This is a genomic window from Amycolatopsis sp. NPDC005003, assembly GCF_053600695.1.
In genome coordinates, this window is the sequence record NZ_JBSGAI010000027.1 from 116883 (window position 1) to 143624 (window position 26742).

27 protein-coding genes and 1 tRNA gene are annotated in these 26742 nt (G+C 71.1%); 18 read left to right on the plus strand and 10 right to left on the minus strand.

The window, feature by feature from the left end:
* Window positions 1-103: 103 nt before the first annotated feature.
* The 4 genes from ACWED2_RS28880 to ACWED2_RS28895 all read left to right on the plus strand — a co-directional run bounded on the left by ACWED2_RS28880 (window position 104) and on the right by ACWED2_RS28895 (window position 4200).
* Window positions 104-1012 (plus strand): ABC transporter ATP-binding protein, encoded by a 909-nt coding sequence (locus tag ACWED2_RS28880; protein WP_449693637.1) that lies wholly within the window; start codon window positions 104-106, stop codon window positions 1010-1012.
* Window positions 1013-1035: 23 nt separating this feature from the next.
* Window positions 1036-2229: an ABC transporter permease gene (locus ACWED2_RS28885; RefSeq protein WP_449693662.1), complete on the plus strand. Its 1194-nt coding sequence runs from the start codon at window positions 1036-1038 to the stop codon at window positions 2227-2229.
* A gap of 269 nt (window positions 2230-2498) precedes the next feature.
* Complete coding sequence (locus tag ACWED2_RS28890; protein WP_449693638.1) at window positions 2499-3275, plus strand: mechanosensitive ion channel family protein; 777 nt, start codon at window positions 2499-2501, stop codon at window positions 3273-3275.
* A 286-nt stretch (window positions 3276-3561) separates the two neighbouring features.
* Complete coding sequence (locus ACWED2_RS28895; RefSeq protein ID WP_449693639.1) at window positions 3562-4200, plus strand: nicotinamide mononucleotide transporter family protein; 639 nt, start codon at window positions 3562-3564, stop codon at window positions 4198-4200.
* Here ACWED2_RS28895 and ACWED2_RS28900 read toward each other — a convergent pair.
* Together ACWED2_RS28900 and ACWED2_RS28905 are read right to left on the minus strand one after the other, a co-directional pair.
* On the minus strand, window positions 4181-5791 hold the full coding sequence (locus ACWED2_RS28900) for an L-lactate permease (RefSeq protein WP_449693640.1): 1611 nt from the start codon (window positions 5789-5791) through the stop codon (window positions 4181-4183). The genes ACWED2_RS28895 and ACWED2_RS28900 overlap by 20 nt on opposite strands.
* Before the next feature lie 118 nt (window positions 5792-5909).
* A complete protein-coding gene (locus ACWED2_RS28905; protein WP_449693641.1) occupies window positions 5910-6500 on the minus strand; it encodes a TetR/AcrR family transcriptional regulator in 591 nt (196 codons plus the stop codon).
* Between the two features lie 80 nt (window positions 6501-6580).
* Here ACWED2_RS28905 and ACWED2_RS28910 point away from each other — a divergent pair, with 80 nt between their 5' ends.
* The gene (locus tag ACWED2_RS28910) at window positions 6581-7327 is read left to right on the plus strand and encodes an SDR family oxidoreductase (protein WP_449693663.1); all 747 of its coding nucleotides are present in this window, start codon (window positions 6581-6583) and stop codon (window positions 7325-7327) included.
* On the opposite strand, the gene ACWED2_RS28915 is transcribed toward ACWED2_RS28910, so the two are convergent.
* Window positions 7324-8535 carry an alpha-hydroxy acid oxidase gene (locus ACWED2_RS28915; protein ID WP_449693664.1) on the minus strand — a complete coding sequence of 404 codons (1212 nt, stop codon included), beginning with the start codon at window positions 8533-8535 and terminating at the stop codon, window positions 7324-7326. The genes ACWED2_RS28910 and ACWED2_RS28915 overlap by 4 nt on opposite strands.
* A gap of 73 nt (window positions 8536-8608) precedes the next feature.
* The gene (aceE, locus tag ACWED2_RS28920) at window positions 8609-11404 is read right to left on the minus strand and encodes a pyruvate dehydrogenase (acetyl-transferring), homodimeric type (RefSeq protein ID WP_449693642.1); all 2796 of its coding nucleotides are present in this window, start codon (window positions 11402-11404) and stop codon (window positions 8609-8611) included.
* 416 nt (window positions 11405-11820) lie between these two features.
* Between aceE and ACWED2_RS28925 the strand changes: the two genes are divergently transcribed.
* The 3 genes from ACWED2_RS28925 to ACWED2_RS28935 all read left to right on the plus strand — a co-directional run bounded on the left by ACWED2_RS28925 (window position 11821) and on the right by ACWED2_RS28935 (window position 12901).
* Window positions 11821-12252, plus strand: a complete 432-nt coding sequence (locus tag ACWED2_RS28925) for a DUF3052 domain-containing protein (protein WP_003084504.1) — start codon at window positions 11821-11823, stop codon at window positions 12250-12252.
* Window positions 12253-12325: 73 nt separating this feature from the next.
* On the plus strand, window positions 12326-12787 hold the full coding sequence (locus ACWED2_RS28930; protein ID WP_449693643.1) for a peroxiredoxin: 462 nt from the start codon (window positions 12326-12328) through the stop codon (window positions 12785-12787).
* A 39-nt stretch (window positions 12788-12826) separates the two neighbouring features.
* Window positions 12827-12901 (plus strand) — tRNA-Val (locus tag ACWED2_RS28935).
* Between the two features lie 115 nt (window positions 12902-13016).
* Here ACWED2_RS28935 and ACWED2_RS28940 read toward each other — a convergent pair.
* Both ACWED2_RS28940 and ACWED2_RS28945 read right to left on the minus strand, forming a co-directional pair.
* Complete coding sequence (locus tag ACWED2_RS28940) at window positions 13017-14456, minus strand: MFS transporter (protein ID WP_449693644.1); 1440 nt, start codon at window positions 14454-14456, stop codon at window positions 13017-13019.
* 100 nt (window positions 14457-14556) lie between these two features.
* The gene (locus ACWED2_RS28945; RefSeq protein ID WP_449693645.1) at window positions 14557-15594 is read right to left on the minus strand and encodes a hypothetical protein; all 1038 of its coding nucleotides are present in this window, start codon (window positions 15592-15594) and stop codon (window positions 14557-14559) included.
* Between the two features lie 138 nt (window positions 15595-15732).
* Between ACWED2_RS28945 and ACWED2_RS28950 the strand changes: the two genes are divergently transcribed.
* The gene (locus ACWED2_RS28950; protein ID WP_449693646.1) at window positions 15733-16311 is read left to right on the plus strand and encodes a short chain dehydrogenase; all 579 of its coding nucleotides are present in this window, start codon (window positions 15733-15735) and stop codon (window positions 16309-16311) included.
* A gap of 279 nt (window positions 16312-16590) precedes the next feature.
* Complete coding sequence (locus ACWED2_RS28955; RefSeq protein WP_449693647.1) at window positions 16591-17481, plus strand: hypothetical protein; 891 nt, start codon at window positions 16591-16593, stop codon at window positions 17479-17481.
* 276 nt (window positions 17482-17757) lie between these two features.
* Here ACWED2_RS28955 and ACWED2_RS28960 read toward each other — a convergent pair whose 3' ends face one another.
* Window positions 17758-18264 (minus strand): carboxymuconolactone decarboxylase family protein, encoded by a 507-nt coding sequence (locus tag ACWED2_RS28960; protein WP_449693665.1) that lies wholly within the window; start codon window positions 18262-18264, stop codon window positions 17758-17760.
* Window positions 18265-18389: 125 nt separating this feature from the next.
* Here ACWED2_RS28960 and ACWED2_RS28965 point away from each other — a divergent pair, with 125 nt between their 5' ends.
* Window positions 18390-18854 (plus strand): MarR family winged helix-turn-helix transcriptional regulator, encoded by a 465-nt coding sequence (locus ACWED2_RS28965; RefSeq protein WP_449693648.1) that lies wholly within the window; start codon window positions 18390-18392, stop codon window positions 18852-18854.
* On the opposite strand, the gene ACWED2_RS28970 is transcribed toward ACWED2_RS28965, so the two are convergent.
* A complete protein-coding gene (locus ACWED2_RS28970; protein WP_449693649.1) occupies window positions 18851-19267 on the minus strand; it encodes a cupin domain-containing protein in 417 nt (138 codons plus the stop codon). The genes ACWED2_RS28965 and ACWED2_RS28970 overlap by 4 nt on opposite strands.
* Window positions 19268-19328: 61 nt before the next feature.
* Between ACWED2_RS28970 and ACWED2_RS28975 the strand changes: the two genes are divergently transcribed.
* Window positions 19329-20465 carry an acyl-CoA dehydrogenase family protein gene (locus tag ACWED2_RS28975; RefSeq protein ID WP_449693650.1) on the plus strand — a complete coding sequence of 379 codons (1137 nt, stop codon included), beginning with the start codon at window positions 19329-19331 and terminating at the stop codon, window positions 20463-20465.
* Window positions 20466-20505: 40 nt separating this feature from the next.
* Complete coding sequence (locus ACWED2_RS28980; protein ID WP_449693651.1) at window positions 20506-21453, plus strand: SDR family NAD(P)-dependent oxidoreductase; 948 nt, start codon at window positions 20506-20508, stop codon at window positions 21451-21453.
* Here the strand turns inward: ACWED2_RS28980 and ACWED2_RS28985 are convergent.
* Window positions 21450-22619 carry an aminotransferase class V-fold PLP-dependent enzyme gene (locus ACWED2_RS28985; protein WP_449693652.1) on the minus strand — a complete coding sequence of 390 codons (1170 nt, stop codon included), beginning with the start codon at window positions 22617-22619 and terminating at the stop codon, window positions 21450-21452. The two genes, ACWED2_RS28980 and ACWED2_RS28985, sit on opposite strands and share 4 nt — an antisense overlap.
* 46 nt (window positions 22620-22665) lie before the next feature.
* Between ACWED2_RS28985 and ACWED2_RS28990 the strand changes: the two genes are divergently transcribed.
* Both ACWED2_RS28990 and ACWED2_RS28995 read left to right on the plus strand, forming a co-directional pair.
* The gene (locus ACWED2_RS28990) at window positions 22666-23292 is read left to right on the plus strand and encodes a GntR family transcriptional regulator (protein ID WP_449693653.1); all 627 of its coding nucleotides are present in this window, start codon (window positions 22666-22668) and stop codon (window positions 23290-23292) included.
* Window positions 23289-24041 carry a metallophosphoesterase gene (locus ACWED2_RS28995; protein ID WP_449693654.1) on the plus strand — a complete coding sequence of 251 codons (753 nt, stop codon included), beginning with the start codon at window positions 23289-23291 and terminating at the stop codon, window positions 24039-24041. Before ACWED2_RS28990 ends, ACWED2_RS28995 begins: the two co-directional genes overlap by 4 nt.
* Window positions 24042-24045: 4 nt before the next feature.
* Here ACWED2_RS28995 and ACWED2_RS29000 read toward each other — a convergent pair whose 3' ends face one another.
* On the minus strand, window positions 24046-24765 hold the full coding sequence (locus ACWED2_RS29000; protein WP_449693655.1) for a hypothetical protein: 720 nt from the start codon (window positions 24763-24765) through the stop codon (window positions 24046-24048).
* Between the two features lie 157 nt (window positions 24766-24922).
* Here ACWED2_RS29000 and ACWED2_RS29005 point away from each other — a divergent pair, with 157 nt between their 5' ends.
* From ACWED2_RS29005 to ACWED2_RS29015, 3 genes are all read left to right on the plus strand, one after another.
* Entirely contained in the window at window positions 24923-25348 is a 426-nt protein-coding gene (locus ACWED2_RS29005) for a hypothetical protein (RefSeq protein ID WP_449693656.1), read from the plus strand.
* Window positions 25349-25362: 14 nt separating this feature from the next.
* On the plus strand, window positions 25363-25878 hold the full coding sequence (locus tag ACWED2_RS29010) for a hypothetical protein (protein ID WP_449693657.1): 516 nt from the start codon (window positions 25363-25365) through the stop codon (window positions 25876-25878).
* The coding region (locus ACWED2_RS29015) for a hypothetical protein (RefSeq protein ID WP_449693658.1) at window positions 25875-26742 on the plus strand (868 nt) is incomplete at its 3' end. The genes ACWED2_RS29010 and ACWED2_RS29015, both read left to right, overlap by 4 nt.

The window sequence follows — 26742 nt, forward strand, 5'->3', positions numbered from 1 at the left end:
GTGCCCGCAACTTTCGTAGCTCCTCGCGGCAACGCGCGAGGGTAGGCGGCGCGTGTACGCACTGCCTAGGATCGGGGGCCTCACGAGAACGGGGGAACCGGAAATGACCGGTTTAGAGATCGACGGGGTATCCAAACGCTACGGCGACGTGGTCGCGTTGCGGGAAATGACGTTCGACGTCCGGCCGGGGGAACTGTTCGGCTTCGTGGGCAGCAACGGCGCCGGCAAGACCACGACCATGCGGATCGCGCTCGGCGTGCTGTCCGCCGACGCCGGCGAAGTCCGCTACGACGGCGTGCCGGTGACGCACGAAACGCGCCGCCACATCGGCTACATGCCCGAAGAGCGCGGCCTCTACCCGAAGATGAAGGTGGCCGAGCAGCTGACGTACCTCGCGCGGCTGCACGGCATGTCCGCCGCCGACGCGCAGGCGTCGGCGCACCGGTGGACCGAACGGCTCGGCGTCGCCGGCCGCCGCGACGACGAGGTGCAGAAGCTGTCGCTGGGCAACCAGCAGCGCGTCCAGCTGGCCGCGGCGCTGGTGCACGAGCCGCGGATCCTGGTGCTCGACGAGCCGTTCTCCGGCCTCGACCCGGTCGCGGTCGACGTGATGAGCCAGGTGCTCAAGGAGAAGGCGGCCGAAGGGGTGCCGGTCGTGTTCTCGAGCCACCAGCTCGATCTGGTGGAACGGCTCTGCGACCGGGTCGGGATCGTCCGCAGTGGACAGATGGTGGCCGTCGGCACGGTCGGCGAGCTGCGCGCCGGCGGGGCGGTGCGGCTGCGGGTCGACGTCCCGGACGCCGAAGACGGGTGGGCCGACGGCCTGCCCGGGGTGAAGGTGCTCGGCCGGACGGGCTCGGTGACCGAGGTGGAGCTGGGCGAGGGCGCCGACGACCAGGCCGTGCTCAAGGCGGCCCTGGCCACCGGGCCGGTCCGCGAGTTCGCCCGGGAGCAGCCGTCGCTGACCGAACTGTTCCGTTCCGTCGTCACCACCGAGGAGGTGGCCGCGTGAGTACTCCGGTCCCGGACGTCCGGATGAGCCCCACCGCCGCGGTGGGCCTGGTCGCCTCCCGCGAGATCAGCACCCGGGTGAAGTCGAAGGCCTACCGCATCAGCACCGCGGTCATGCTGCTGCTGATCGTGGCCGGCATCCTGGTGATCAAGCTGATTTCCGGCAGCGGCGGGCCCGACTCGAAGGTCGGTTTCACCGCCGCGACCGCCGGCCTGTCGGCGCCGCTGCAGGCGGCCGGGAAGGCCCTCGACGAGAACATCGAGACCACGCAGGTCGCCGACGAGGCCGCCGGGCGGGCGAAGCTGGCCGACGGCTCGCTCGACGCGCTGCTCACCGGCGACGGCAAGAGCGTGCACGTCCAGGTGAAGAAGGACCTCGACGGCAAGCTCGGCCGGGTCCTGCAGCTGCTGTCCCAGCAGCTGGCCGTCAACCAGCAGGTCACCGCGCTCGGCGGCGACCCGGCCCGGTTCCAGGCCGCGATGGCGTCCGCGAAGTTCGTCGAGGACCCGCCGCTGGAACAGCCGTACGACTACAACGGCCAGCAGCTCGTGCTGGGCATCATCGCCGGCATCCTGATCTACATGTCGTTGCTGCTCAACGGCCAGACCGTCGCGCAGGGCGTCGTCGAGGAAAAGACCTCGCGCGTGGTCGAGCTGCTGCTGTCGACGATCAAGCCGTGGCAGCTGATGGCGGGCAAGGTGCTCGGCATCGGCGTGGTCGGGCTGATCCAGATGGTCGTGATCGGCGTCGGCGGGGTGGTCGCCGGGCTGGCCACGGACGTGCTCACCATCTCCGTCTCGGCGGCCGTGGGCACGGTCGTCTGGCTGGTCGTGTGGTACCTGCTCGGGTTCTTGATGTACTCGATCGTGTTCGCCGCGCTCGGGGCGCTGGTTTCGCGCCAGGAAGACGTCGGGGGCGCGACGATGCCGGCCCTGATGTTCGTGATCGTCGGATACGTGATCGGCATTTCGGTGCTGCCGTCGGATCCGGGCAACACGTTCGTCGAAGTGCTTTCGGTGATTCCGGTGTTCTCGCCGACGCTGATGCCGATGCGGCTGGCGATGGGCGGAGTGCCCGTTTGGGAAGCCGTGGTGTCGGTGGGGCTGGTGGTGCTGCTGATTCCGGGGCTGATCTGGCTCGCCGCGCGGATCTACCGGAACGCGGTCATGCGCACCGGCGCGAAAGTGAAACTCCGCGACGCCCTGCGCGCCGCCTGACGTTTTCCCGCGGTTCATCCGGCCCCCGGCACCCCGGGGGCCGGATTCGTCCGTCGGCGGGGCAGTTTGCGCCAAATGCTCGAGGCCGCCCGGCGCTTGCGGTTTACGCTGCGCCGGACGGCCTCGTCTCCCCGGTCCCCACCGGTAGAACCAGTATGGCCACGGGTGATCTTCGCGCGCCAGTCGTCTCACTCGATCGTGGGGCGCACGAGTTGCCGCCCCTGGGTACTTGATCGACGATCCGGTGCAAATCCGTGGAGGGAGTCGGTATGGGCGAGCAACTGAAGGACGGGCTCGGGCAGGCGTGGGCGATGGTGGCCACGTTCGTCCCGAAACTCGTGGGTTTCCTGATCATCCTGCTGATCGGCTGGTTGATCGCGAAAGCCGTCTCGAAAGGGCTGGCGCTCGTGCTCGGGAAAGCCGGATTCGGGAAACTGGTCGAGCGGACCGGGCTGAGCGGAAAGGTCGGCCAGCAGAAGATCGACGCGACCGGGATCCTGGTCAAACTGGTCTACTACTTCATTCTGCTGATCGCGCTGCAGCTGGCGTTCGGCGTGTTCGGGCCGACCAACCCGGTGAGCCAGCTGCTCAACGACATCATCGCGTTCCTGCCGCGGATCGTGGTGGCGCTGGTGCTCGTCGTGGTGGCCGCGGCGATCGCGAAGGTGGTGCGGGACGTCGTCGCGTCCGCGCTGTCCGGCCGCGGTGCGGCGCGCCCGCTGTCGATGGCGGCCTACTGGCTGATCATGGCGTTCGGCATCATCGCGGCGCTCGGCCAGGTGAACATCGCGACGGCGATCACCGGTCCGGTGCTGATCGCGGTGCTGGCGACGATCGGCGGCGTGATCGTGGTCGGCTTCGGCGGCGGCCTGATCAAGCCGGCCCAGGACCGCTGGCGCGGCTGGATGGCGAACATGGAGCACCAGCTGGAGACCCCGGCGCAGCGCACGGGCGAGATGGGCACCGGCCCGGCGGCCCCGCGCGCGGCGGTCGGCGTGGACAGCACCCCGACGCCGCCGGTCGGCACCCCGCGCCCGCAGGGCTGAGGCGGCGGGAGCGGGTGCGGGCCCGGCGGTCGGGGAAGCCGCCGGGCCCGCGCCGCTCCCAGGGTGCCCGGCCGGGACCGATCCCGTCCGCGACGCGGATCTCCGGCAGCCCGTCGCCGGCGCCCGCCGCACCGCCGGGCGCGAGCCGTACCGCCGCGCTGCCCGCCCGCCGCGCCGTGGCGCGCCCGCGCTGTCCCACGGTCCGGGATGTCTCGCCCCTCACACTCCCTGGGGAATGCCCCTCGTCCGGAGCATGTTGGGAGCGGTAGGACGAAAGGGGCGTGACGTGGACTTCCTGCTGCACCACGGGATCACCGTGTTCGGCCAGTGGATTTCGATCGCGGAGCTCGCCGGGCAGATGTTCGCGCTCGCCGTCGTGTTCCTCGCGCAGCGTCGCACCCTGTGGACGTGGCCCGTGCAGGTCGGGGCCACCGTGCTGCTGTTCGCCGTCTACGTCTCCGCGCACCTCGGCGGGCTCGCCGCGCGGCAGGTCGCCATCCTCGCCATCTCCGTCTACGGCTGGTGGGCCTGGACGCGCCGCCAGGACCCGGTGTTCGGCGTCGTCGTCCGCAAGGGCCGGCTCGCCGAACGGCTGGCCATGGTCGGCGCCTTCGTCGTCGGCACCACCGTGATGGCGCTGGTCCTCGACGCGCTGAACGCGTCCTGGGCGCCCTGGCCGGACGCCGCCATCTTCGTCGGCACCCTGGTCGCCTTCGGGGCGCAGGGCCTGGGGCTGGTCGAGTTCTGGCTGGTCTGGCTGGCCGTCGACGCCATCGGCGTCCCGCTGCAGATCTCCTCCGGGCTCTACTTCTCCGCCGCGATCTACCTCGTCTTCGCCGGGCTCGTCGTGCACGGCTGGTGGAGCTGGAACCGCTCCGCTCAGCGCGTCGCCGCCCGGCCCGGGGTCACGGCAGCATCCAGCTGAGCGCCGCGGTGCTCTGACCCCACACGATCAGGCACATCACCAGCAGCAGCCCGATGCTCCACGGCAGCACCTTCCGCAGCAGTTTCCCTTCTTCGCCGGGCAGGTTCGCCGCCACGCAGGCGATGGTGAGGTTCTGCGGCGAGACCATCTTGCCGAGGACGCCGCCGGAGCTGTTCGCCGCGGCCAGCAGGTCCGCGGGCAGGCCCGTCTGGTGCGCCGCGGTCACCTGCAGGGCGCCGAACAGCGCGTTCGCCGAGGTGTCGGATCCCGAAACCGCGACGCCGAACCAGCCCAGCACGGGCGAGAGGAACGCGAGCCCGGCGCCCGCGGCGGCGATGAACGTGCCGATCGTGGTCGTCTGGCCGGACAGGTTCATCACGTAGGCGAGCGCGAGCACGCCGGCGACGGTGAAGATCGCGAACCGCAGCTCCTTGACCGTGGCCAGCCACTCGCTCGCGGCGCCGCTCGCCTTCACCGCCAGGATCGCCGCCGTGATGACGCCGGCCAGCAGCACCAGTGTGCCGCCGGTGTTGAGGATCGGCAGCGAGAAGGTGTTGCCGGACACCGGTTTCCCGTTCGGCGCGGCGACGTTCAGCCCGGGCCAGTGGAACTTCCAGGTCGCCTTGTCCAGCAGCCGCTTGACCGGCGGCAGCACGGCGATCGAGAAGATCACGATGATGAGCAGGTACGGCAGGTAGGCCTTGACGACGTCGGTGCGGGAGTCTTCCGGCGGCGCTTCGGCGGTCGCCGTGCCGCCGGTGCCGATCCGGACGGCTTCCGGCACCGGGCGCCGGGTCTGGGGAAGGGCGACCAGGGCGGCCGCGCCGGCGAGCGCCGCGCCGATGTCGGCCAGCTGCGGCGACACGAAGTTCGAGGCGAGGAACTGCACGAGCCCGAACGCGACCCCGCAGACGAGCGCGGGCAGCCAGGTGTCCTTCAGGCCGCGCTTGCCGTCGACGATGAGCACCAGCAGCAGTGGCACGACGAGGGCGAGCAGCGGCGTCTGGCGCCCGACGATCGACGAGACCTCCTGCAGCGGCAGGCCGGTGACCTGGGCGAGGGTGACGACCGGGGTGCCCATGGCGCCGAAGGCGACCGGCGCGGTGTTGGCGACCAGCGCGACGACGGCGGCCTTGACCGGGTGGAAGCCGACCGCCACCAGCATCACGGCGCTGATCGCGACCGGCGCACCGAACCCGGCGAGGGCCTCCATGAGCGCGCCGAAGCAGAAGGCGATGATCAGGGCCTGGATGCGCGGGTCGTCGGAGATCCGGCCGAACGAGCGGCGCAGGACGTCGAAGTGCCCGGTCCGCACGGTGAGCCGGTAGATCCACAGCGCGTTGACGACGATCCACATGATCGGCCACAACCCGAACGCGGCACCTTCCAGCGCCCCGGAGACGGCCTGCACGACGGGCATCCCGTAGGCGGCGATGCCGACGACCAGTGCGACGAGCAGCCCGAGGAGAGCGGCGTGGTGCGCCCGCATCCGGACGGCGCCCAGCAGCACGAGGACGGTGGCGAGCGGCAGCACGGCCACGAGCGCGGACAGGCCCAGCGAGCCCAGTGGAGTGAGATCCTGGATGAACACGGGCGACCTCCGTTTTCCACGATGCGAAAACGGCCTTTCGGCGGGTGTCCGAGATCTTCGTCACAAACCAGGCGGTCCGTCAAGAAGTTGAGACCAGTTGGCCCAACGGGTCAGTGGTTCACGGCTTCGGCAGCACGGCGAGCGCGGTCTCGGCGATCGCGCGGATTTCCTCCGGCTCGACGCCGCCCTTGCCCAGTGCTTCGAGGCCGCGCAGCACCGCGAGTACGAGCCCGGCCAGGTGGGCGGGGTCCTGGCCGGCGTCGATGTCGCCCGCGCGCTGCGCGCCCGCGATGCAGGCCGTCAGGTAGTCCTGCAGGTCGCGGAAGGCCCGGCGGGTGCGCGCGGCGACCGCCTCGTCGTGCTCGGCGCACTCGGCCGCGCCCTTCGCGATCAGGCAGCCGCGGCGCTCCCGGTCGGCGGCGACCGACTCGGCGATGGCCCGCACGTGGTCGGCGAGCCGGCGGTAGGCCGTGTCGTCGGGGCCTTCGAGCCGGCGCCGGACGCCGTCGGTCGATTCGGTGCAGTAGTAGTCGTAGACGCGCAGGTAGAGCGCGTGCTTGTCGCCGAAGGCGCCGTAGAGGCTGCCCTTGCCGAGGCCGGTCACGGCGGCGATGTCGTCGACCTTCGTGCCCGCGTAACCGTGCTCCCAGAACTGGTCCCTGGCCGCGCGCAGGACCGCTGCCTCGTCGAAGCTCCGGGGTCTCGCCATGGCCTCAGGGTACCCATTCTTGACTGTCTCGTCCAGAACGGCGTACATTCTGGACGAGACAGTCAAGAACTCGGAGGAGCATTGTGAACCTGCAGAACAAGACCGCGGTCGTGACCGGCGGGGGCACCGGTATCGGGCTCGCCATCGCGAAGCGGTTCGCGGCCGAAGGCGCGCACGTGTTCATCACCGGGCGTCGCAAGGAGGCCCTCGACGACGCGGTCGCCGAGATCGGCGGCGGGGTGACAGCCATCCGGGCGGATTCGGCGAACCTGGCCGACCTCGACGGGGTCTACCGCGCGGTGGCCGAGCGCGGCCGGGGGCTGGACGTCGTCGTGGCCAACTCCGGCGGCGGCAGCTTCGCCCCGCTCGGCGAGATCACCGAGGAGCAGTTCGACACGACCTTCGACACCAATGTCAAAGGCGTGCTCTTCACCGTCCAGAAGGCGCTGCCGCTGCTGAACGCGAACGCGTCGATCATCCTCACCGGCTCGACGGCGTCGAAGCGGCCCGGCCCGGCCTTCGGCGTCTACGGGGCGACGAAAGCGGCGGTGCGCAACCTCGCCCGAAGCTGGGCGCTCGACCTCAAGGGCACCGGCACGCGGGTCAACGTCCTGAGCCCCGGACCGACGCGCACCCCGGGCATGCTGGGCCTGGTGCCGGACGACGAACAGCAGGGTCTGATCGACGGCCTCGTGGCGCAGGTCCCGCTGGGTCGCCTCGGCGACCCGGCGGAGATCGCGGCTGCGGCGCTGTTCCTGGCCTCCGATGAGGCGAGTTTCGTCAACGGCACCGAGTTCTTCGTCGACGGCGGCGCGGCACAGGTCTAGCGCAAGGTCGCGTGGGAAGGCTTGAGGTCGGCGAGGGTGCGGACGCCGAGCAGCTGCATCGTGCGGACCATCTCGGTGCGGAGGATGTCGACGCAGCGCTGGACGCCGCGCTCGCCGCCGGCCATCAGGCCGTACAGGAACGCGCGGCCGATCAGGACCGCGTCCGCGCCGCGGGCGATGGCCGCCACGATGTCGCCGCCGGACAGGATGCCGGTGTCGATCCAGACCTCCGCCTCGCCCTGGACCTCGTCGAGGACCGCCGGGAGCAGCTCCAGGGGGGTCGGCGCGCGGTCCAGCTGGCGGCCGCCGTGGTTGGAGATCAGGACCGCGTCCGCGCCGTGCTTCACGACGTCGCGGGCGTCGTCGACGTTCTGCACGCCCTTGACCACCAGCTTCCCGGGCCAGGTCTGCCGGACCCAGTCGAGGTCGTCGAAGTTCAGCGTCGGGTCGAAGAGCTTGTTCAGCAGCTCCGCGACCGTGCCGTCGAAGTGGCTGAGCGAGGCGAACTGCAGCGGCTCGGTGGTGAGCAGGTTGAACCACCACGCCGGGTGCGTCGCGCCGTCGAGGAACGTCTTGAGCGTGAGCGCCGGCGGGATGGTCAGGCCGTTGCGGACGTCGCGCAGGCGGGCCCCGCCGACCGGGGTGTCCACGGTCAGCATGAGCGTGTCGTAGCCCGCGGCCCACGCCCGATTCATCAGATCTTCGCCGGCGCCGTGATCGCGCCAGACGTAGAGCTGGAACCACTTGCGGGCGCCCGGCGCGGCTTCGGCGAGGTCCTCGATCGACGTCGTCGCCATCGTCGAGAGCCCGACCGGGATGCCGTTGCGCTCGGCGACGCGGGCCACCGCGCGCTCGCCTTCGTGCTGCATCATACGGGTGAACCCGGTGGGGGCGAAGGCGAACGGCAGCGCCGAGGTCTTGCCGAGGATCTCGCGGGTCGTGTCCACATCGGACACCCCGCGCAGCACGTTCGGGTGGAATTCGACGCGGCGGTACGCCTGCCGGGCGCGGCGCAGGCTGTCCTCGAGCTCGGCCGCGCCGTCGGTGTAGTCGAACGCCGCCCGCGGGGTGCGCTTGCGGGCGATCGTCCGCAGGTCGGCGATGGTGTGCGCGTTCGCCAGCCGCCGGTCCGTCGGGTTCAGCACGATCGGCTTCGGCCGCAGGATCTGCTGCAGCTCGCTCGGCTTGGGCAACCGGCGCTTCGTCACCTTCATCACTCCCTACGTGCAGCGGGACCCGGCAGACATCGGATGTCTGCCGGGTCCCGAACCTAGCAGCAGATCACGCGTTCCCGGAATCCGACGTCTGCGGCCCGGCGGCCGTGATGTCGTCGAGCCGGTACTTCGTGGCCGCTTCGAGGACCTTCGCCTGGTCCATCTCGCCGCGCTTGGCGAGGATCGACAGCGCGCCGACGGTGATCGACTCGGCGTCGATCAGGAACTTCCGCCGCGCCGCCGGCCGGGTGTCGGAGAAGCCGAACCCGTCGGTGCCCAGCGTCAGCATGTCGGTCGGGACGTACGGGCGGATCAGGTCCGGCACCGCGCGCATCCAGTCCGACACCGCCACGACCGGCCCGTTCGCGCCCCGCAGCTTCTCGGTGACGTACGGGACGCGTGGCTCGCTGCCCGGGTAGAGCAGGTTGTCGTGGTCGATCTCGACGGCCTCGCGCCGCAGCTCGGTCCACGACGTCGCCGACCACACCGCGGCCCGCACGCCCCACTCCTCGGCCAGCTTCCGCTGCGCCTTCAGCGCGTCCGGCATCGTGACGCCCGAGACCAGGATCTGCACCTCGGGGCCGTCGCCCCCGGGCGCGTCCGCGTACTTGTACAGACCCTTCAGCAGGCCGTCGACGTCGAGGTTCTCCGGCTCGGCGGGCTGCTGGTACGGCTCGTTGTAGATCGTCATGTAGTAGAAGACGTTCTCGCCGTTGCCGTCCGGGCCGGCCTCGCCGTACATCCGGCGCAGGCCGTCCTTGACGATGTGCGCGATCTCGAACGACCACGCCGGGTCGTAGGCCACCGCGGCCGGGTTGGTCGCCGCCAGCAGCAGCGAGTGCCCGTCCGCGTGCTGCAGGCCTTCACCCGTCAGGGTGGTCCGGCCGGCGGTGGCGCCGAGCACGAACCCGCGGGCCATCTGGTCGGCGGCCGCGTACAGGCCGTCACCGGTGCGCTGGAACCCGAACATCGAGTAGAAGATGTAGATCGGGATCATCGGCTCGCCGTGCGTGGCGTACGACGTGCCGACGGCGGTGAACGACGCCGTCGAGCCGGCCTCGTTGATGCCCTCGTGCAGCAGCTGGCCCTTCTCGGACTCCTTGTAGGCCAGCATCAGGCTCGCGTCGACCGACGTGTACGTCTGGCCGTGCGGGTTGTAGATCTTCGCCGTCGGGAACATCGAGTCGAGGCCGAAGGTGCGGGCCTCGTCCGGGATGATCGGGACGACGCGCTTGCCGATCTCGGAGTCCTTCGCCAGCTCGCGGACCAGCCGGACGAACGCCATCGTGGTGGCGACCTCCTGCTTGCCGGAGCCCTTCCGGATGCCCTCGTAGACCTTGTCGCCGGGCAGCACCAGGGCCTTGGCGGCCTTGGGACGGCGTTCCGGCAGGAAGCCGCCGAGCGCCTTGCGGCGGCCGATCATGTACTCGATCTCGGGCGAGTTCGCGCCCGGGTGGTAGTACGGCGGCAGCTTCGGGTTGCGCTCCAGCTCCTCGTCGCTGATCGGGATCCGCTGCGAGTCGCGGAACAGCTTCAGGTCGTCGAGGGTGAGCTTCTTCATCTGGTGCGTGGCGTTGCGGCCCTCGAACGCCGGGCCCAGGCCGTAGCCCTTGATCGTGTGGGCCAGGATCACCGTCGGCTGGCCGTGGTGCTCGAGTGCCGACTTGTACGCCGCGTACACCTTGCGGTAGTCGTGGCCGCCGCGCTTGAGGTTCCAGATGTCGGCGTCGGAGAGGTCCTTGACCAGGTCTTTCGTCCGCGGGTCGCGGCCGAAGAAGTGCTCGCGGACGAAGGCGCCGTCGTTGGCCTTGTACGTCTGGTAGTCACCGTCCGGGGTGACGTTCATCAGGTTGACCAGCGCGCCGTCGCGGTCGGCGTGCAGCAGCGAGTCCCACTCGCGGCCCCAGATCACCTTGATGACGTTCCAGCCGGCGCCGCGGAAGTACGACTCCAGCTCCTGGATGATCTTGCCGTTGCCGCGCACCGGGCCGTCGAGCCGCTGCAGGTTGCAGTTGATCACGAAGGTCAGGTTGTCGAGGCCCTCGCCGGCCGCCACGTGGATGAGGCCCCGCGACTCGGCCTCGTCCATCTCGCCGTCGCCGAGGAACGCCCAGACGTGCTGGTCGTCGGTGTTCTTGATGCCGCGGTCGCGCAGGTAGCGGTTGAACCGGGCCTGGTAGATGGCGTTCATCGGGCCGAGGCCCATCGACACCGTCGGGTTCTCCCAGAACTCCGGCATCAGCCGCGGGTGCGGGTACGACGGCAGGCCGCCGCCCTCACCCGCGTGGCTGAACTCCTGGCGGAAGCCGTCGAGCTGCGACTCGGACAGGCGCCCCTCGAGGAACGCGCGGGCGTAGATGCCGGGGGAGGCGTGGCCCTGGATGTAGATCTGGTCGCCGCCGCCGGAGTGGTCCTTGCCGCGGAAGAAGTGGTTGAAGCCCACCTCGTAGAGGGCGGCCGAGGAGGCGTACGTCGAGATGTGGCCGCCGACGCCGACGCCGGGGCGCTGCGCGCGGTGCACCATGATCGCCGCGTTCCAGCGGATCCAGGCGCGGTAGCGGCGCTCGATGTCCTCGTCGCCGGGGAACCACGGCTCGTTCTCGGTGGGGATCGTGTTGACGTAGTCCGTCGAGGTCAGGGCCGGGACGCCGACGTTCCGCTCGCGGGCCCGCTCGAGGATGCGCAGCATCAGGTACCGGGCTCGCTGCTGCCCGCCCCTCGCCAGAGCCTCGTCGAAGGAGTCCAGCCACTCGGCGGTCTCCTCCGGGTCGATGTCGGGCAGGTGCGCCGCCAGTCCGTCACGGATGACGCGTACGCGTGCCGGGGTCTCCTTGCCGGAGGCGCCGTCGTTCTGCGGGGCCAAGGGGTCTCCTTGCGAAAAGTTGTAGCCGGTGGTGCTCGTACGCGGGGGTGTACGACTCTCCATCGTCGTCTTCCGTCCCGGCTTCCGCACCGCTACTTGGCGGTAACATAGGCCGACCCGGTCGAGCCACTCCCTGCGCGCGGTGTATCGCGCGCGCGTTTTCTTCCTCCCCACCCTAGGGGACGACCCTTCCAGGGGTGGCAGACCGGGGGCGCCAGGCACCCGAAACGCCGTCGCGGGGGGCCGGTCGCGGGCCGTATCCTGCGACACGAGTTGTCAAAGATCCGGTGTGGACGGTTGCGCGCGGAGCCTCACCAGTGTTCGCTATCGGCAACCGGGTAGCCGAGTGTGGCGAAGTCGTACCCTTCGCGGGTGCTGCGAAGCCACGCTCCGTCGTAGTTGGAGGAGTGAAAGCAGTGGTCGCCGCGGGAGACGCTGATCAGAGCAGCGTCGCCGAGAGGCTCGGCATCAAGCCCGAGATGGTGGTCCAGGAGATCGGCTGGGACGAGGACGTCGACGACGACGTCCGCGCGGCGATCGAGGAGCAGATCGGCGGGGACATCCTCGACGAGGACGCCGACGAGGTCATCGACGTGGTGCTGCTCTGGTGGCGCGAGGACGACGGCGACCTGGGCGACGCGCTCATCGACGCCAGGGGTCCCCTGGAGGAGACCGGCGTGATCTGGGTGCTCACCCCCAAGACGGGACAGCCAGGGCACGTCGAGCCGAGCGAAATCGCCGAAGCGGTGCCCGCCGTCGGCCTGGCCCAGACGGCCAACATCAGCGTCGGCCCGAACTGGATCGGCACCCGCCTGGTGTCGCCGAAGTCGAAGTCGAAGCAGCGCTGAGCCGGTCCCGCCGGGCGGACACGATAGGGTTGTCGTCGCAGGCACGTGTCCGTTCGGGAGAGGAAACGCTGGTATGACCGTCGAGGTCGGTTCTGAGGCCCCTGACTTCACGCTCAACGACTACAACAAGCAGCCCGTCCAGCTGTCGTCGTTCCGCGGTGACAAGCCGGTGCTGCTGGTGTTCTACCCGTTCGCGTTCAGCGGCATCTGCACGGGCGAGCTGTGCCAGCTCCGCGACGAGTTCGCGGATTACGACAACAAGGGCGTCCAGGTGCTGGGCGTCTCGGTCGACACGCCGTTCTCGCTGAAGGCGTGGGCCGAGAAGGAGGGCTACCAGTTCCCGCTGCTGTCCGACTTCTGGCCCCACGGCGAGGTGGCTCGCTCGTACGGTGTCTTCAACGAGGACGCCGGTCTGGCGGTCCGCGGCACGTTCCTGATCGACACTGCCGGTGTGGTCCGGTTCGCCGAGGTCAACGCCCCGGGCGAGGCCCGCGACCAGCAGGGCTGGAAGAAGGCCGTGGCGGAACTGGTCTGATCTTCCGGCGGCGGCTCCCTCGCGGGGCCGCCGCCGACCGGGCGCATAGCTCAGCGGAAGAGCACTCGGCTTACACCCGAGCGGTCGCAGGTTCGAACCCTGCTGCGCCCACCAGCGAAAACGGGCCCCCAAGATCATTGAGGGCCCCGCTGACATCACCGATTGACATCAGTCGTCGTCCGCCAGCCGGTCCATCCGCTGTTTGGCCTCGTCCAGGACGTGCCCGAATTCACCCCGCCATGGCCGGCAGCGCCGCTTCGGCGCGGCGCATCGACGTCACCAGCAGGGCCAGCCCCGCGAACAGCACCGCCGCGATCACGCCCGTCACGTTCAGCGCCGTCGTGAACGCCGCCTTCGCCTGCTCGGCCACCGCCGGCCGGGTGACGTCGACGGCGAGTGTGGTGCCCGCCGGGAACGCGCCGCGGTACACCGCCGCCGCGGTGAGGCCGATCAGGGCCATGCCCAGCGAGCCGCCCAGGTAGTTGCCGGTGTCCGCCATCGAGGCCGCCGAACCCGCGCGCTCCGGCGGGACCGAGCCGACCACCAGGCCGATGCCCAGCGCGAACAGCGGGCCCGTGCCCAGCGTCAGCACCGTGATGCCCACCACGACCGGTACCGCGCCGTCGGTGACCGCCAGCAGGCAGCTGCCCGCCGCGGACACCGCCAGGCCGCCCGCGATCGCCGTGGCCGGGGTGAGCCACCGCGTCAGCGACGGCGCCGTCATCGTGCCCGCCGCCACGCCCAGGCCCATCGGGGCGAACAGCAGCGCCGAGACGAGCGGGGAGTGGCCGAGGACACTCTGCAGGTACTGCGTCACCAGCAGGCCGACGCCGGCCATCGCGACCCCGGCGAACACCAGCGCGACCAGCACCGCGGTGAACGGGCGGTTCCGGAACAGCCGCAGGTCCAGCAGCGGCGAGGCGGTGGTCAGCTGACGGCGGGCGAAGACGGCGCCCAGCAGCGTCCCGGCGGTGATCGCCGCGATCGGCAGGCCGAGCGAGCCGGTGGCCAGCTGCTTCAGGCCGAACACGACCAGCAGCACCGCGGCCAGCGAGAGCGCCACACCGGGCAGGTCCAGCCGCCCGGACACCGGCGCGCGGAACTCGGGCAGCAGGAACGGTCCGGCGACGAGCAGCACGGCGACGGCGGGGACGGCGACGAGGAACACCGAACCCCACGAGAAGTGCTGGAGCAGGAAGCCGGCGAACACGGGCCCGGCCGCGCCGCCCGCGAACTGGCAGGTGGCCCAGATCGAGATGGCCTGCCCGCGCTGCTTCGCGTCGCGGAACATGTTCGTGATCAGGGCGAGCGTCGACGGCATCAGCGTCGCCCCGGCCACGCCGAGCGCCCCGCGCACGACGATGAGCATCACCGGCCCGGTCGAGAACGCGGCGACGACCGACAGCAGGCCGAAGGCCCCACCGCCGGCGAGCAGCAGGCGCCGCCGCCCGATCCGGTCGCCGAGGGTGCCCATGGTGATGACGAACCCGGCGACGACGAAGCCGTAGCTGTCGGTGATCCACAGCTGTTCGGTGCCGCTCGCGCCGAGATCCGCGCTCAGCTGCGGCAGGGCGAGGAACAGCGAGGTCATGTCCATCGCGACGAGCAGGGTGGGCAGCACGAGCACCGCCAGCCCGAGCCATTCCCGCCGTCCGGCCGGGTTCTCCATGTCCGCTCCTTCTCCGTGGTCGGTTTCACCTGGAGGTCGGAGCCGTCGCGGAGGACCGGACACGGGCCGCGGAAGATTTTTCCGGGGAGTTCCCGGCCGGTCAGCCGCAGTGCCAGCGCACCACCGCCGTCGCGGGATCCGGTGAGTACACCGTCGCGGTGCCGAAGACGTCACCGTTCTCCGCCACTTCATGAGGCAGGGCGTTCCGGCCGGCCGCCGCGACGGTCTGGGCCGGGCCGCCGTCGGGCGGGAGGTACCGCGTCGACCCGTCGTCCGCGCCGCCCACGATCGCCCCCGCGGAGTTCATCGCCGCAACGTTCCGCAGACCCGGCAGCGCGCGGTCGACCGAGCCGTCGAGGTGCCAGAGGAACGCCCCGGCGTCGCCCGCGTACCCGGCGATCCGCTGCGTCGTGATCACCTCGGGCACCACGTCACCGGAGGGAACCGGCGACGCCATGCCGATCGCGGGACCGCCCTTCGGCAGCACCCGGCCCACGAGGTGACCACCGGTGGACCAGTCGAGGACCGCCGCCGCGACCGTGCCGTTGTCGTCGATGCCGGCCTGGACCTGCCAGGCCGGCGACGGGAGGAGCACTTCGACGGTGCCCGGCGCGTCCGCCGGCCACACGACCGTGGCGTTCACGGGGTTGGCCGCGGTTTCGCCGGCCGCGCCCAGGATGTCGCCGCGTGCGTTGACGGCGAAGGCCTTGGTGTTCGTGTACCCCGGCGGGTCGGGCAGCCGTTCGAAGCCGCCGCCGGCGTACCGGACGGCGTGGTTCAGGGGGAACTCCCCGAACTCCCGCGGATCGGTGTACGAACCGACCGCGACGCCGGACGCGTTGACGTCGGACAGCTCGGTGGGCAGCCCTAACGCGGTGCCGAGCAGGTGCGGGCCGTCGGCACGCCAGACCACGCCGGCGAGCGTCCCGTCGGGTGACATCGACCGCACGGTGGCGGCGATCGCCCCCGCGCCGTCACCCGCGCCCAGGTTTTCGAGCCGGTAGCCGTCGGGCACCGGCAGCGTGGTGGGCGCCCACTGGCACCCCTCCGCCGCTTCGGCGGCCGGTGCCCCGGCCAGGATCCCCCCTGCCAGCACCGCCACGACGATGGCCGCGGTGTACTTCCCCAGTGTTCTCAAGCGTCCTCCTCGGACCTCGGATCAGCTTCTGACCGAACATCGAGGACACTATCGGCGACCACCGACAAAAACGGGATTCCTGTTGCGGCGCAAAGGGTTCGGGCGAAAATCGGTTGCCCGGGCCGCTAGCGTCGAGACGTGAAGATCATCCTGCTGGGAGCCACCGGGCTCGTCGGACGAGCCGTCGCCGCCGCCCTCGAACCACGGCACGAGGTCGTGCCCGTCTCGCGGGCTTCGTCGTTCTCCGCGGACCTGAACGAGCCCGCGTCGCTCGACGCGCTGTTCGAGACCGCCCCGGACGCCGTCGTGTGCTGCGCCGCGAACGTCCCGTTGCGCCCGCTCGCCGAACTGACCGACGCGCAGGTGCTCGACGACCTGCGCGCCAAGCTGCTGGGCCAGGTCGCGCTGGCCCGGCGCGCGGTGGCGCGCCTGCCCGCCACGGGCTCGATCACGCTCACCGGTGGCACGTTCACCGAGCCGATCCCGGGCAGCGGGCTCGGCGCGCTGGTCAACGCCGGGCTCGAGGGCTTCGTCCGGTCGGCCGCCGCCGAGTTGCCGTCCGGTCCGCGGATCAACGTCGTCAGTCCGGGCTGGATCAGCGAGACGCTGGAAGCGATGGGGGAGGACGGCCGCCGCGGGACGCCGGTGGCGGTCGTCGCCGAGGCCTACCGCGCCCTCGTCGAAGGTGAGGCGACCGGCCGCGCCGTCGTGCCGTGAAGCCATAGCGACGTTCCGGGGAAGCGTACGAAGCGGGTGCGGTCACTCGTTGTGCCGCCTGTTTGCGCCGTACGGGTGACGGCGTGGTGGAACTGTCTGGAATTTGTCCATTGGGCAGTGTGAAATCGCATGGTATTGGTGATGGGTGCCGCAAAGTCAGGCCGCGTGGCTGGCCGCCGCGGGATCGGCCGATTCAAAACGGTGACCGGGGAACGGTGACCGTGAGGAGCTACAGTGGAAAGGCGTTGATATCCAGGGCTAGGCTCGGGAGGCGCCGCGATGCTCGACAGGTTGGTCGGTGCTCTCGACGATTACGTGGCCGAGTACGGCTATGGCCGCCTTGGCGCGGGTGTCGTGACCTTCTTCGGTGTCGGCAGCATTCTCAGCACACTCTTCGGCACCACCTGGTTTCGCTTGACGAGCGTGACCGCGGTGGCCGTGGCCGCGGTACTGGTGCTGCTCTTGGGCATCGCCGAGCGCCGGCGGCTCTATGCGAGGATAGAGCGCGACGCCGGAATGATCAATCGTTACGTCAATCTCGTGAACCCGCAGAACCCCTTCCATGTGAAGAAGTGGCGTCAATTGGTGGAGATCGCGCCCAACGGCGACTGCGTCATCCGCATCGAGCAGAAGATATCACCGGTCAGCGACGCCGAGCCGCACTTCGTGAAACTGAACTGCATCTACTATGGTTCGGCATCCCTCGGCGATCGGGCGAAGAGGCGGGTCAAGCACTATGCCCACTTTCGGAACGGTGGCGGCAAGAATCGCGACGTCCGCGCGTACTCGACGTACTCGTGGGCTCAGTCCGCCGACGGAAAGCCCAAGCACAATGTGATCGTTCACCTGACGAGCAAGGTCCAGGAAGGCGACACGGTGACGGTCGAATGGCGGTGGCCGAAATTTTCGGCGGACCTCCGGTCCGCTCGCTCGCCCGAGCTCTTCGACGTCCTCTTCACCAATCAGGTCATCGACTTTCGTTACGAGATCCGGATCAAGGACGCGGGTGGTGTGCAGCCCGCCGTCACCCGTCGCGGCCTGCGGACGGTCGACGAGCACTGGGACGGTGACGACTATGTGGTGGTCTTCGTGGCTCGCAGGCCGGATCTGGGCACCTGTATCGGGGTGGAGCTGGACATGCAGCCGCGCTCACGAAAACAGGCTGTCTAGCCACCGCTAAACAGCCTGTTTTCGTGATTTCTGTCAGAGTTGAAAGAGGCGAAAGCCTCCTCCACCCTCCGTTCCGCCTGTCATGTGATCTCCGATTGAGTACGTGTGCACTTCGGCTCTTCTCGTCGAGTCGGCGAGAAGGGTTGCGACGTTACACCGGTGGATCATGGTGGACAACCGGAAGCCTGATCCGGTGAACTTCGCTGCGCAATCCTGCGCGGACGCTGTGGATATGAACCTACGTCGGAGCGGTCGTGCGCCGGTGGAGGCCGGACGTCAGGCCGAAACCGGCGCCGCGTGCCAGGCGTGCTCGGCGAAGGTGTCGTCGAGCGGGGCGCGGGTGAGCCGGTTCGCGTACGTCGACAGCGTGTAGGTCCCGATCCCCAGCACTACCTCCAAGGCGTTGCGCTCCGTGTAGCCGGCGCCGGTGAAGGCCTCCAGCTGCGCGGCCGGGACCTCGCCGCGGGTGTCCATGACCGCGTGGACGAAGACGCGCAGCGCCTCCAGCCGCGGCTCCGGCAGCGGGGACCCCGCCCGCAGCGCCGAGACCAGTTCGGGGGCGGCGGACAGGCGGGTCAGCGTGGCCGTGTGCATCGCCACGCAGAGGTGGCACTCGTTGCGCGCCGCCACCGTCATGATCAGCACCTCGCGTTCCAGCGGGGTCAGGGTCGTGGCCTCGAAGATCGCGCTGAGCTTGAGGAACCCGTTCAGCAGTTCGGGTGAGGTCGCCAGCCGGGCGACGGCGGACGGTACGCGGCCGAACTTCTTCGCGGTGGCCACCATCGCGGGGCGGGCGGCGGGCGGTGCAGACTCCGGGGTGTGATCGGCGAACAAGGCGTCTCCCGAGATAGGATCGTCAACGTGGTTGTCGAAACCGTAAACCAGGTTGTCGAATCTGGCAAGCCCGCATGACCGGCACCCCGGGGTACGAGCTGCCCTTCCTGCTCTTCGGCGGCTTCCGCACGCTCATCGACCGCCTGCACGCCGAGCTCGCCCGCCGCGGCCACCCCGGCGTGCGGCCGTCGTACGGCTTCGCCATGCAGGCCGTCGGCGCGCAGGGGGTGACGGCGTCCGAGATCGGCCGCCGCCTGGGTGTTTCCAAGCAGGCGGCGGGCAAGACCGTCGAACGGCTCGAGGCGCTCGGGTACGTCGAACGCGCCGACGACCCGGCCGACGCACGCCGCAAGATCGTGCGGCTCACGGCCCACGGCGTCGACGCGCTCAGGAAGTCGGCGGAAATCTTCGACGAGCTGCGCGCGGACTGGGCCCGGACAGTGGGCGCGGAGCGGATCGCGGCGCTCGAGGACGACCTGCGGGCGGTCGTCGACCCGGCGGCGTACCGGCTGGACGCCGCCGGGTGGCTGGCCGGCTAGAAGCCGCAGCCCGGGTTCGGGGCGTCCTCCGACAGCGGGCTGCCCGCCGGGAGCACGTACAGGACCTCCAGCACCAACGGCGTCGACCCGAGGTTGCGGCCGATGTGCACCAGGTCCGGCTCCTCGGTGAACGCGCGTCCGGCGCGGTAGACGCCGTCGACGCTGCAGTCGGCCGTGTTGTGGGTGAGCGTGCCGGACTTCACGTACGCGTACAGCGTGCCGTCGTGGAAGTGCCAGCCCGTGTAGCCGCCGGGCTGGATGGTGACCTCCCGCAGCGTGTAGTCGGTGTGCCCGATGGTCTTCTGGGCCAGGATCGTGCCGGTGACGCCGCTGCCGGGCGTCGCGGACGCGGTCGAGGGCAGCACGAGGACCGCGGCGAGGGCGGCCATGACGACGGTGATCGGCTTGCGCATCGGCCCAAGCTACCGCGTCCGGGCGTGCCCTCGGGGGCAGTGTTGCGGGTAGCGTGCGCCCATGGACGCGGACGTTTTCGGGCAGGTCCTCGGCGCGGTGCGGGACTTCGTGCGCAAGGAAGTCGTGCCCCGCGAGGCCGAGATCGACGAACGCGACGAGATTCCCGCCGAAATCCGGGAAAAGGCCGCCGAGCTCGGGCTGTTCGGCTGGGCGCTGCCGGAGGAATACGGCGGGCTCGGCCTCGGCATGGCCGAAGACGTGCGGCTGGCCGTCGAGCTCGGCTGGACGACGCCCGCCTTCCGGTCGCTGTTCGGCACCAACAACGGCATCGCCGGCCAGGCGATCGTGCACCACGGGACGCCGGACCAGCGCGCCCGCTGGCTGCCGCGGCTGGCCGCCGGCCAGGCGATCGCGTCGTTCGCGCTCACCGAAGCCGAGGCGGGCTCCGACCCGGGCGGCCTGACCAGCCGCGCGGTCCGCGCCGGCGACCGCTACCGGCTCTCGGGCACCAAGCGGTTCATCACCAACGCCCCGCTCGCCGAAGTGTTCGTCACGTTCGCGCGCACCGATCCGGAAAGCACCGGCAGCCGCGGCATTTCCGCGTTCCTCGTGCCCGCGGGCGCGCCCGGCGTCACCATCGGCCCGCACGACACGAAGATGGGCCAGGCCGGCGCGTGGACGTCGGAGGTCGTCTTCGACGACGTCGAGCTGTCCGCCGACGCGCTGGTCGGCGAAGAGGGCGAGGGTTTCGGCATCGCGATGGCCTCGCTCGCCCGCGGCCGCCTGCACATCGCGGCGCTGTGCGTCGGACTGGCCGAACGAGCGCTCGCCGAAGCCGTCGAATACGCGCGGACCGCGCGCCAGGGCGGCCGGGTTATCGGCGAATACCAGCTGGTGCAGGCGCTGCTCGCGGAGTCCCACGCCGAACTCGCGGCCGGCCGCGCGATGGTCCACGAAGCGGCGGCGAAGTACGACTCGGGCGAGGACCGCAAACTCGGGCCGTCGTCGGCGAAGCTGTTCTGCACCGAGATGCTCGGCCGGGTCGCGGACCGCGCGGTGCAGGTGCACGGCGGGACGGGGTACGTCCGCGGTGTCACGGTCGAGCGCATCTACCGCGACGCGCGGCTGTTCCGGATCTACGAAGGCACCAGCGAAATCCAGAAGCTCGTGATCGCGCGGCAGCTGCTCAAGGGCTGAGCTTGCGCTGGAGTCCGCTCCAGGTCGTAGCGTCGGCGGCATGACCACCGCACAGCACAGGATCGGCTCGGGTTTCGGCGCCTCCACCACGGCGGCCGAAGTCCTGGCCGGCCGCGACCTGACCGGCAGGCTCGCCGTCGTCACCGGCGGCTACTCCGGCATCGGCCTGGAAACCACGCGCGCGCTGGCGGGCGCGGGCGCGCACGTCGTCGTCCCGGCGCGGCGCCGCGCCACGGCCGAAAAAGCGGTGCAGGACATCGAAAACGTGGAGATCGACGAACTCGATCTCGGCGACCTCGAGAGCGTCCGCGCCTTCGCCGAGCGCTTCCTGGCTTCGGGACGCGGGATCGACGTCCTCATCGGCAGCGCGGGCATCATGGCCTTGCCGGAGACCCGCGTCGGACCGGGCTGGGAGGCGCAGTTCGCCACCAACCACCTCGGGCACTTCGCGCTGGTGAACCGGCTCCGGCCGGCATTCCGCACCGGAGCCCGGGTGGTTTCGGTGTCCTCGCGCGGCCACCACTACGGCCCGGTGCGCTTCGACGACCTGAACTTCGAGCGGGGCTACGACAAGTGGCTCGCCTACGGCCAGGCGAAGACGGCGAACGTGCTCTTCGCGGTGCAGCTCGACAAGCTCGCGCGAGACCGCGACGTCCGCGCGTTCGCCCTGCACCCCGGCCGGATCCTCACCGACCTCGTGCGCCACCTGGACCGCCAGGAGCTGGTCGACGCGGGCATGGTCGACGAGTCGGGCCGGGTCACCGGCGGCGCGAAGACGCCGGAGCAGGGCGCGGCGACCCAGGTCTGGGCCGCGACGTCCGCGCAGCTCGACGGCCTCGGCGGGGTGTACCTCGAGGACTGCGACATCGCCGAGCCCGCGCCGGCGGACGGCACCCGCACGGGGGTGAAGGACTACGCGGTCGACCCGGTGCTCGCCGAACGCCTCTGGACGGTGTCCGCCGAGCTGACCGGTGTGAACGCCTTCTAGAGCTTCTCGACTTCCCGCGCCAGCAGGTCGATCTCGTCCTCGGTGTTGTAGTAATGCACCGACGCCCGGACCATGTCCGGCAACGCCCGTGCGGTGAAGTCGTACTGCGCCGAGGTGCGCGTCGACAGCGACGTGTTGATGTTCGCCTCCGCCAGCCGGGCCTTGACCTCCGCCGCCGGGGTGCCGTCGACGCTGAAGGTGACCAGGCCGCACTTGCGCGCTCCGGCGTCGTGGACCCGGGCGCCCGCTTCGGCCAGCCGGTCCCGCAGCGTCGCCGCCAGAGAGGCGACGCGGGACTCGATCGACGGCAGGCCCCATCCGAGGGCGTAGTCGATGGCCGCGCCGAGGCCGAGCACCGCGGCGAAGTCGCGTTCCCACACCTCGAAGCGCTTGGCCGTCGGGTCGACGACGTACTCCTCCGGCGCTTCCCAGCTCGCCGAGTGCAGGTCGAGCATGGCCGGCTCCAGCCGCTCGCGCAGCCGCGGGTGCACGTAGAGGAAGCCGGTGCCGCGCGGCCCGCGCAGGTACTTGCGGCCGGTCCCCGACAGGGCGTCGCACTTCAGGCGCGTGACGTCGAGGTCGAGCTGGCCCGCCGACTGGCACGCGTCCAGCAGGAACGGGATGCCGGCCGCCGCCGCGACCGCGCCGATCTCCTCGGCCGGGTTCACCAGCCCGCCCTGGGTGGGGACGTGGCTGACGGCGATCAGCTTGACGTCGCCGTCGACGCGCCGCTTCAGCTCTTCGACGTCCAGCTGCCCGGACCCGTCGTCGCCGATCACTTCGACCACCGCGCCGGTGCGCCGGGCGACCTGCAGGAACGCGATCGCGTTGCTGGCGTACTCCGCCCGCGAGGTGAGGATCCGGTCGCCGGGGCCGAACGGCAGCGCGTAGAACACCGCCTGCCAGGAGCGGGTCGCGTTGTCGGTGAGCGCGATGTCGTCGCTGCCCGCGCCGAGCAGCCGGGCGACCGACGCGTAGACCGCGTCGAGGCGATCCGCGGCCCCGGCGGCGGCTTCGTACCCGCCGACGAGCGCTTCGTGGCGCAGGTACTCGACGACGGTGTCGGTCACGACCGCCGGGGGCAGCGCCGCGCCCGCGTTGTTGAAGTGGACCACCTCGGCGCAGCCCGGGGTCTCGCGGCGCGCGCGTTCGACGTCGAAGGTCATAGCAACTGAATACAGTAGATAGGTATTGTATGCAATACTGGGCGACATGGCCCGCACTCCGTTGCGCAGCGACCTCATCGAGCAGATCACCGCGCGCGTGCTCGACCGGCGGCTCGCGCCCGGCGCCCGCGTCAACGAGGTGCACCTGGCCCGCGAGCTCGGCGTCAGCCGGACGCCTCTGCGGGAGGCGCTGATCGGGCTCGCCGACCGCGGCCTGCTGGTGTCCGCGCCCGGCCGGGGGTTCCTGGTGCCGCCGTTCGACCCGGACGAGGCACGCCGGCTCTACCCGCTGGTGGCCGAGCTCGAAGCGCTCGCGCTGCGCTGGACGTCGCCGCTGGAGCTGGCCGGGCTGCCGGACGCGCTCGACGCCGTCGCCGGCGAAATGGCCCGTTCCGACGGTGGTGATCTGTCCGCATTGGACGATCGGTGGCACGCCCTGCTGCTGTCCCGCTGCCCGAACCCGCACCTGCTGCGGCTGATCGAGCAGACGAAGCCGCTGCTCAAGCGCTACGAATCGGCGTACTTCGCCCGGCGCGACCACGCCGGGGAGAGCATCGGCGAGCACCGCCGCATCGCCGCGGCCCTGCGCGACGGCGACCTCGCCACCGCGTCCTCGGTGCTGGTCGCGAACTGGGTGAAAGCCTTGGCGTACCTGGGGAAGGACGAAAGATGATCATCGCGCACCTGAGCGATCTGCACATCGACGGCGGGCAGCGGGCGGAAGACCGCGTCGCGGCGGTGCTGGGCTACCTCGGCGAGCTGCCGGTCGACGCCGTCGTCGTCACCGGCGACATCGCCGACCACGGCACCGCGGAGGAGTACGTGCGGGCCGCCGAACTGCTGAAGCACCCGGCGCCGGTGCTGATGTGCCCGGGCAACCACGACGTCCGGGCGGCCTTCCGCACCGGACTGCTCGCGCTCCCGGCGTCCGACGGCCCGATCGACCTCGCCCACGAGGTCGGCGGCGTGCTGTTCGCGCTGTGCGACTCGACGATCCCGGGCCGCGGCGCGGGTTTCCTCGCCGACGAGACCCTGGCGTGGCTCGACAGCGTCCTCTCCGGCGGCGACGGCCCGGCGTTCGTCGCGTTCCACCACCCACCGGTCGAGGTGGGCGTCCCGCTGGTGGACGCGATCCGCCAGTCCGGCGAGGACAGGCTGGCGGCCGTGCTGGCCCGCCACCCGCGAGTGAAGGCGCTGCTGGCCGGGCACGTGCACACGGGCGCGTCGACGACGTTCGCCGGTGTCCCGCTGCGCATCGCGCCCGGCGTCGTCTCGGGTTCGCTGCTGCCGATCGAGCCGGGTGGCGACAGCGGCTGGACCGAGGGCGGGCCGCTGGAGTACGACCGCCCGCCGGCCGTGCTGCTGCACGTCCTCCACGACGACGGCCGGGTGACCAGCCACCACCGGACGGTCCCGCGCTGACGGCTCAGCCGGAGATCTTCGCCTGGTAGACCGTGTTGCCGCAGAACGCGCCGCCGTAGCCGGTGACCTCGATGCTGCCGGAGACGCCGCTGCCGGCGGTCACCCGCAGCCGTCCCGACACCGGGAAGAACGGGCAGGCCGCGATGCTCGATGACGACGTGAAGACGTTGCCACCGGTGGCGGCCATGTTCTCCACGGGCTCGACGGTGACCCTGTCGCCGTCCACGTCGACGGTCGCCAGGTCGAGGTGGGCCTTGCCGGCGCCGGGGGCGCAGCCGGAGTTCGAGCCGAACCAGATGGCGCCGGGTTGCGGCCGACCGGCCGGGTTGCCGGAGACCAGGCACACGTCGACCGGGTTGACGTCGTTCGTGGTGCCGGTCGAAGAGATCGTCTCGACGATGCGCAGCGTCGCGGACCGGCGGAACGAGGTGCCCGAGACCGAGCCGGAAATCGTGACGTCCCAGGAGCCGGAGGGCGTCCGGCTCGCTTCTTCGGTCTCCGAGGTGGTGGTGGTCGTCTCTTCTTCGGTGGTCGGGGTTTCCGAGGTGCTCTCCGGCGTCGTCTCGGTGGTGGTCTCCGGCGTTTCCGTCGGCGTCGCGGTCGTCGACGGCGTTTCCGTCGTCGAAACCGGCGCCGGGCTCGCGACCTGTTCGACGCCGCCGCAGCCGGCGGTGAGCAGCAGCCCGGCGGTCAGCGCGGCGACGATCTTTCGGTTGCTGATCAAGGGAATCCCGATCTGACAGAGGCGGGGCGGTGCTGTCACCGGCGTAGACGCGGGCGGCCGCGGAGACGTTACGGCGGAGTTTGTAACGGCTTGGCCCGCCGGCGCGACTCCCGGACGCAGGCGCCCGGCCGGGCGTTCGTCCACAGTGGAGGATCGGGTGCCGGGCGTTGTCCGTCGCGCGGGAGTGCACGCGCTCGGGGTGATCGCGGGCACGCTGCTGCTCGGATTCGTCCTCTTCCTGAGCCGGCCGGCCGCGCCGGTGCCCGAAGTCCCGCCGCCGCCGTCCGCGGTGGACGTCCCGGCGCGGGGAAGCGACCGGCAGTGGGACCTGAGCGGCGCCCGGGTGGGTGACGACGGCACCGGCTTCTTCACCGGCGAGATCACTGTGACGAACCGGGCGGACCGGCCGCGGACCGGGTTGTTCCGGCTGACCCTCTTCGTCGGCGGCGTGCAGGTGGCGGAGTTGTTCGGCCAGGCGCGATCGGCGGTCGCCGCGGGCGCGACGGTGGTGGTCGAGCTCGGGCTCGGCGGGAAGTTCGTGCCCGGCCCGTACGAGGTGGAGTTCCACGAAGCGTTCGCATAGAAGGGGTGGAGCGGGTGAGCGACGAGGTCATCGGCTGGGCGGTCCGGCTGGCGGCGGAGGTGGCACCGGACGAGGCGGAACTGGTCCCGTCGATGACGGTGGCGTACCTGGCGGGCGGTGCGGCGCGGCGGGAGCTGTTCGCGCGCACGAACGCGGCCCCGGGCGGCTTCGACGTGACCGCGCCGATCGTGCTGTTCCCGCACGTGCTGGCGGCGGTGACGGTGACCGGCCCCGCGATCTGGGCGGCGCTGGGCGGCAACGCGAGCAGCATTTCGACCCTGCTGAAGAACCTCGGCGACCTGTGGGACCGCCGCCGCGCGAAGCGGGCCCCGGCCGCGGAACCGCAGGCGCCCGGGCTGCCCGAGCTGAACCACCTGATCGACGCGATCAGCGCCGAGCTGACGGCGGCGGGGCTGCCGGAGACCGACAGCGAGGTCCTGACGTTCCGCATCGTCCGGGCCCTGATCAAGGACGGCGCGGGCACCCGGGCCTTCCTGGCCGCGGCCCCACCGGAGGAACCAAGCCGATGACGGGCGGCGACGCTCGGCAGGGCGTATCCGCGCCACTCCCGCGAACCCTCACCCCACCCCTGTCGCCGGCGCCGCCCTGGCTGCTTTTCTGGTTCCTCACCGCCCTGTGCTGGACCGGGCCCCGGCAGTTCCCGGCCTGGCGGGACACCCTGCTCGACCTCCTCGGTGGCACCCCGAACCCCGCCGCCACCGTTCCCGGCAGCGACCTGCTGCGGGTCGCCGGGCTCGTCGATCTCCTGCCCGCCCTCGTGCTGCTCGCCGCCGTCGTCACCGTGGCCGGGGCCGGCGTGCGCGGGCGGCTCGTCGAACGCCGGTACCGGCTGACCGACGACCTCCGTACCCCGAGCCTCGCCGCCATCACGGCCTACGCGCGGGCCCGGCTGCCCGGCGTCGAAGTCCGGGCCAACCTGCGGCGCACCGATCTGCTGGCCTTCGCCTACCTCCGCCGCCCCCGGCGGCCGCGGCTCGCCGTCTTCGCGCCGCTCGTCGTGCTCTGGCGGCGGGACCGCGCCGCCGCGGAAGCCGTCGTGCGGCACGAACTCGCGCACTGCCGGCAGGGCGACACCTACCTCGCCGGGGCCACCAGCCCGCTCGCCTTCGTCGTCCGGCACTGGTTCGGCCTCTTCGCCTGGGCCGCTGTCGTGCCCGTCGGGGCGGTGTGGTTCGCCGACGTCCTCGACGGGGCCGTGCACTCCGCCGGACAGCTCCTCACCGGCCTGGGCCTGATGCTGCTCAACGCGCTCGGGCTGCTGCTCGCCGCCATCACGCTGCCCGTCGCCGGTGCGTGGAGCGCCGAGTTCGCCGCCGCGCCCGCCGCCACCGCCGACCTTCGAGTTGTACGCCTCGTCGCCGCCGAAGTTCATC